Annotated in this window: 4 protein-coding genes and 2 pseudogenes; 4 read left to right on the top strand and 2 right to left on the bottom strand. The window is 58.3% G+C overall.

The genetic code is table 11. The annotated features are described in order from the left end of the window. Together ACF8AM_RS18800 and ACF8AM_RS18795 are read left to right on the top strand one after the other, a co-directional pair. Window positions 1-376 (top strand): annotated as a pseudogene (locus ACF8AM_RS18800) (hypothetical protein); the annotation flags it as partial. Between the two features lie 219 nt (window positions 377-595). Then, window positions 596-1,804 carry a PQQ-binding-like beta-propeller repeat protein gene (locus tag ACF8AM_RS18795; RefSeq protein WP_392557121.1) on the top strand — a complete coding sequence of 403 codons (1,209 nt, stop codon included), beginning with the start codon at window positions 596-598 and terminating at the stop codon, window positions 1,802-1,804. 229 nt (window positions 1,805-2,033) lie between these two features. On the opposite strand, the gene ACF8AM_RS18790 is transcribed toward ACF8AM_RS18795, so the two are convergent. Beyond that, entirely contained in the window at window positions 2,034-3,083 is a 1,050-nt protein-coding gene (locus tag ACF8AM_RS18790) for a hypothetical protein (protein ID WP_392557120.1), read from the bottom strand. Window positions 3,084-3,313: 230 nt separating this feature from the next. Further along, on the bottom strand, window positions 3,314-3,793 hold the full coding sequence (locus ACF8AM_RS18785; protein ID WP_392557119.1) for a hypothetical protein: 480 nt from the start codon (window positions 3,791-3,793) through the stop codon (window positions 3,314-3,316). Window positions 3,794-4,072: 279 nt separating this feature from the next. Between ACF8AM_RS18785 and ACF8AM_RS18780 the strand changes: the two genes are divergently transcribed. Together ACF8AM_RS18780 and ACF8AM_RS18775 are read left to right on the top strand one after the other, a co-directional pair. Next, window positions 4,073-4,594, top strand: a complete 522-nt coding sequence (locus tag ACF8AM_RS18780; protein WP_392557118.1) for a CBS domain-containing protein — start codon at window positions 4,073-4,075, stop codon at window positions 4,592-4,594. 266 nt (window positions 4,595-4,860) lie between these two features. Further along, window positions 4,861-5,550 (top strand): annotated as a pseudogene (locus ACF8AM_RS18775) (sugar phosphate isomerase/epimerase family protein); the annotation flags it as partial. Window positions 5,551-5,690: the final 140 nt, after the last annotated feature.

Here is a 5,690-nt window from a genome sequence, read left to right as displayed (position 1 = left end):
TGATGGGCGTCGGGCTCGTTTCGAGTTGCAGATGGCTGGCGTGAGGATGGTTCGTCTCGCCGATGGTCAGCCCATTTTCGCGGTCGAGTTCACGCCGGAGAATTTTCGGTCGTCGTTGCTCGACCATGTGGCGAGGTTGCCCAATCTGATGCAGATTCAACTTGCGGGAACGAGTGTGCAGGATGAGGATTTGGCGAAGTTGGTTGAGCTTCGTTTGCTCACAGGCATCGGGCTCGATCAGACCGACGTCACTGACGAAGGGATCTTGCAGTTGAGCGACCTTCCGTTTCTGCAGCACATCGAGTGCGAAGGCACCCGTGTCACCGCGGAAGGTGTGGACGCGGTGACGAAGGGGGCTTTCTCAACGTTCGATTGATTGCACGCGAGGTGCGGGTCGTCGGTCCGCATTCCGGTTATGTTCGAGGGTGATGATTCTGATCCTTCGGCGAGAGTTGGTATGTGCACGGTGAGATGGGCGGTTAGTGGGGTCTCGGTTTTGGCGATGGTGGTCGGCATGGCGGGGGGAATTGCGGGCGAGGATTTCACTCGTTTTCGAGGGTCTGATGCGACGGGGGTTGCGTCCGATCATGCTGGCTTGCCAACGCAATGGGACACGGAGACCAACGTCGTTTGGGCCGCGGAGGTGCCTGGGCAAGGTTGGGGCAGTCCGGTCGTGGTTGGGGATCGCGTGTTTGTTTCGGCGGTTGTGGCGGAAGAAGCGAACACGCCGCCGCAGGGAGGTTTGTACTTGGGCGAAGGCGTGCGTGATCCGGCGAAGGGAATGCACCACTGGATGTTGCACTGTTTCGATCTGGGCAGCGGGCGAGAGCTTTGGAAACGCGAGGCTCATGTTGGGCGGCCGGTTGTTCCGCGGCATCCTAAGAGTTCTTACGCGGCCGAAACGCCAGCGAGCGATGGGGAGCGACTGTTTGTCTTGTTCGGCGACTTGGGGCTGTACTGCTACAGCCTGGATGGTGAATTGCTGTGGTCGCGAGCGATCGATCCCATGAAGACGAACATGGACTACGGTGCTGCGGCCTCACCGGTCGTGCATGGCGACCAGGTCATTGTGGTTTACGACAACAAGGAAGCGTCGTGGATCGCTGCCTTCGACACGCTAACCGGTGAACAACGCTGGCAATTGTCGCGTGACGAAACGATGTCGTGGGCAACGCCCTTGGTGTGGGAGAATGATTTGCGAACTGAGATCGTTGTGCCAGGGCAGAATAAGAATCGAAGCTACTCTTTGGATGGGGAAGAGTTGTGGAGTTTCGACGGGGACATGTCGGTTCTGGTGATTCCCTCTCCTTTTGCAGCGCACGGGATGTGTTACTTGTCGTCTGGCTATGTTGGCGATTCTCATCGTCCCACATTTGCGATTCGCCCTGGAGCGTCCGGCGAGATCGACACGGCAGATGGGTTTGCAAGCAGCGAGTTCATCGAGTGGTATCAGCCGCGAGCCTCGCCGTACAACACGACGCAGATTGTCTACGGCGACTACTTGTACACGGTCTACGATCAAGGCTTCATGACTTGTCACGATGCGAGAACAGGCGAGGAGGTCTACGGCAAGAGGCGGTTCTCGCCGAAGGGTTCGTTCACGTCTTCGCCATGGGCGTATGGCGGCAAAGTGTTCTGTCTGAGCGAGCAGGGGCTGACCTATGTGGTGCAGGCGGGGCCGGAGTTCAAGGTCCTGCGCACCAATCCGCTGGATGAGTTGTGCATCGCGACGCCGAGCGTCGTTGAAGACAAGTTGCTGATTCGCACGCTGACGCAGGTTTACTGCATCAGCGAACAACCCTGACTTTTAACTTTGACAGACCGCTAGGCGTGTCGGCAGGAGTCTTTCGGCATTTGGCCCGTTTTGAAGAGCACCAGTCTTCCCGCGTCCACTCGAGGTCAAGCGACGCGTGAACAAGATGTGACGTATCGGAAGGGCTTGATCCCTCCGATTCCTCGCTGGGTGGCTTGCGTTACACCGTTAACATCGTCACTTGTTGTTCACGTGTTTCCAGCGCTGGCCTGCTGAATGTTTAGCGGATCACGGATCCACTGGGGTAACCCGATGCGGCGCCCGTGCTGCCTGGCATGTAGCCCGCTGGTTTGACTGAGTTGGGGCTTCCCGAGGTGGAACCAGTGGCGGTTTGAGAGGCAGGCGTGTCGGTCACAGCGGAAGCGGCTTTCGCGGCCGCGTCGGCAGTAGGCTTGGTGGCATCGGAAGCGGCCGAGGCAACTTTGTCCTTGGCGGCGGAGATCGATTGGCCGATGTTGTCGGGTAGGCTGAGTGCGGAGACCGCGGGCGATGAAGGCGGCGTGTTGGATGCCGTCTTGGTGGCTTCTGTGTTGGGCGTCAAATCACTTGGCAGCGAAAAGGCGGAGCCTGTTTGAGGGCTGCTGGATGGTTGCTTGGCGGCGACGGCCGATTCTGGCAAAGTGAATCCGTTGGCTTGGCCTGCGGCACCGCTTGGTTGAGCTGCAATGGCGTCCGCGCCGGCAGGAGCCGAGGTCGATGGCACGCTGATCGGTGGCATCGCGGTTGGGCGTGGAGTGGTGGGTTGAGTTGGTTGGGGGCCCATCGCGTAGCCGTTCGCGGAAGCTGCCGCGTAGCTGGCAGGTTGCGAAGGGGTTTGGCTGCCGGGAAGGGCGTAGGACGCAGGCGGCAGGCCGCCTTTGTTTTGCGAGGCGACAGCGCCGTATGGAGCGCTGGCGGAGGCGGGCGGTGTGCTCGGGACGCCGGGTGTGCTGTTGACGGTTGGCAGGCCAGCGGTGCTGGTTGCGGCGTACATGTTCGGTGTTGAGTCGCCTGGCGTTCCGCTTGGGGCGGCCGGGGCGGTGCCGCCGGCGACCGATGCGATTGCGTTCGGTGTGGCTTGTGACGAAGGCGGTTGCGGGTAGGTCAACGTCGGGCCGGTGCCTGCCAGTGTTTCGGCGGAGGGTTCTCCTCGCATGCCGAACAGGTTCAGGCTGGGGCGTCCGCTACGGCATCCCGTGGCAGCGATGCTGGCGGTCACACAAAAACCGATTGCGGCGTGGGCGACCAGGGTTCGCGCGGCGTTTCGAGTTTGAGTTGATCGTTTCGTCATCGTCGCGTCCTTCCGTCGGAGGCGGATTGGTTGTTGTCGAAATGGTTCCAGTCCGTTGAATCGACCGATTCAATCGTCCAGTCAAGCCAAATCAGCAAATCCAGTCCAATTGACACAGGCGGCCAAGAATCTGGTGGCCGTCATACAAGCAGCCCTGTGGGGAACATCGGGCGACCTGTTTAACTAGGGATTCTGTCGTTGTCGTGTCAAGAGAAACGCGACTGCGAAAATCACAGGTACATCGCTTGGAAACCGTCGCCCTCTTCGATTTGACGTTGGATTTTTTCCAGACGTTTTTCGGTTTGAGTTAGGTCACCGGCTTGGATGTAACGGTCGAACTCGACGGCGATGGAGTGCTTGACGGATTCAGCCAAGAATTCGACCGCAGGCTCATTCAGCCAATCGCAGGTTTCTTCGCCCAGTGTGACGGTCAGGTCCACGGCTTTGGTTTTCAGATCTTTTCCACCGGTCATCACGATGCCTTCGACGTGAAACTCCACGCGGCCGCGATCGGGGTTGTTGGTGAGATGGAACACGCACCGTGCTCGATGCAAGTAGTACGTGTTGTGAGTGCCGTGTTTGGCCAGCGCCGCTTTGACTCGCAGCACAAACGCCTCGTAATTCGGCGACGCATCCAAGGGAACGTCCAACCGAGACACGGTTCGAAGCGGCAAGCAATCAAATTCGAATTCGACCCAACGACCCAACATTCCACTCTCCTGGTGCACTGCGTGACAACTTTCACAAACCCAATTTCTGTTTCTGCAATTGGGGCTCGTTGCTTGCCTTTGTGACGCATTTTACCGTGAATTGCGACCCCAACGGGGCGGGACGCAGTCAAGCGGGGGCGAAGGACGCCTCTTCATCAAACGTTGGTCGCGATTTGCGCCATGGAATTTTCTTGACGGAGTCTTCGCGAATTCCTCAAAGTGATTTCAGTGGACGAATTTTTCTTCAGATCCTGCCTTGTCAAATTGAGGACCCTCGTCATGACGAAAACGATTGGAACCGCGACGCTTCCGACTCCGAGCCCTGGAACCATGCCGCATGTGACTGCGAGAGAGATGATGGTTCGCAACCTCATCACTTTGACGCCTCAGATGGATGCGTTGGAGGCGCTCGATGTCTTGTTGCGGCAACGGATCTCGGGTGCTCCGGTGGTGGATGAGGATGGTCACTTCATTGGCGTGTTTTCTGAAAAGTCGTGCATGAAGTTTGTGGTCGGGATGGCGTATGAGAATCTTCCCAGCATCCCGGTGGGCGATTTGACTGACAGGAACCCGCCGACGATCAGCGAGGAAACCGATCTGCTGACGATTGCCCAGACGTTCTTGAATGCTGCCTGTCGGCGTTTGCCTGTGTTGGATAGCGACGGGCGATTGCGAGGGCAAATTTCAAGACGCGATGTGATGCGAGCTGTTCGGAGCCATATGCAGACGCCGGAGAGATCGCAGGCACCGACCGGTTTGTACCTCAGCGCGATTTTCTCTTCCGATGAGCGCCGAGTGTAGCGTTGGCGGTTCACGCTTTTCGGTTGGGGGCGCGTTGTGTCCGGCGTGGGGCTTTGTTTCTGGCGTGGAAACCGGGGGTCAGGAGCGTTTGGTTTGTTTCGGTGAATGGATTGGGGGAGTCGAGGGGAATCGGATTCATCGGATGCAGGGGAATTGCCCGGCGAACAGTGTTCGGCGATAATGCCGGCCCGACGCCGCGAGGGCGTTTATTCTCGTGTTACGATCCATTTTGATGGATCCCGTTCCCCGTTTTTCTGGAGACCTCCATGCCACGTCCCGTCACGATTTTCACTGGTCAATGGGCGGATTTGCCGATCGAAGAGATGGCTGCCATGACCGCCGACTTCGGTTACGACGGGATTGAGTTGGCGTGCTGGGGGGACCACTTCGAGGTCGACAAGGCTTTGGCCGAAGACGACTACTGCGAGAAAAAGCACGCGTTGCTGGCCAAGCATAACCTGCAGTGTCACGCGATCAGCGCTCACTTGGTCGGCCAAGCCGTGCTGGACAACATCGATGAACGGCACAAGGCGATCCTGCCCGAGTACGTCTGGGGCGATGGTGACCCTGCCGCTGTCAATGAGCGAGCGATCGAAGAACTGAAGAACACGGCTCGGGCGGCTCAGAAGTTTGGCGTCGATGTTGTCAACGGTTTCACCGGCAGCAGCATCTGGCACCTGCTGTACTCTTTCCCACCAGTTCCGCCATCGATGATCGACGCGGGGTTTGAATTGTTGGCCGAACGCTTCAATCCGATTCTGGATGTGTTCGGCGAATGTGGCGTTCGTTTCGCGTTGGAGGTTCACCCAACCGAAATCGCGTTCGATATCTACACGGCTCAACGAGCCCTGGAAGCACTCGACAATCGTCCTGAGTTTGGATTCAACTTTGACCCCAGCCACTTGATTTGGCAGGGCATCGATCCGGTTCAATTCATTCGTATGTTCCCGGATCGCTGGCCGCCACTGCGTCCCATCAAATCGAAGCTCGCGAGCAGTGCCCCAGGATTTGGCTTTGATCCGGCGGGTCGGTTTGCAGAGTAGTGTCTGCTTGGGAGGGTCGAGCACCCACGACTGATTGCCATCGAAGGTGACCG

Source organism: Rhodopirellula sp. JB055 (assembly GCF_043100905.1).
In the GTDB taxonomy this organism is placed as follows: domain Bacteria; phylum Planctomycetota; class Planctomycetia; order Pirellulales; family Pirellulaceae; genus Rhodopirellula.
This window is presented reverse-complemented; position numbering and strand designations above follow the sequence as displayed.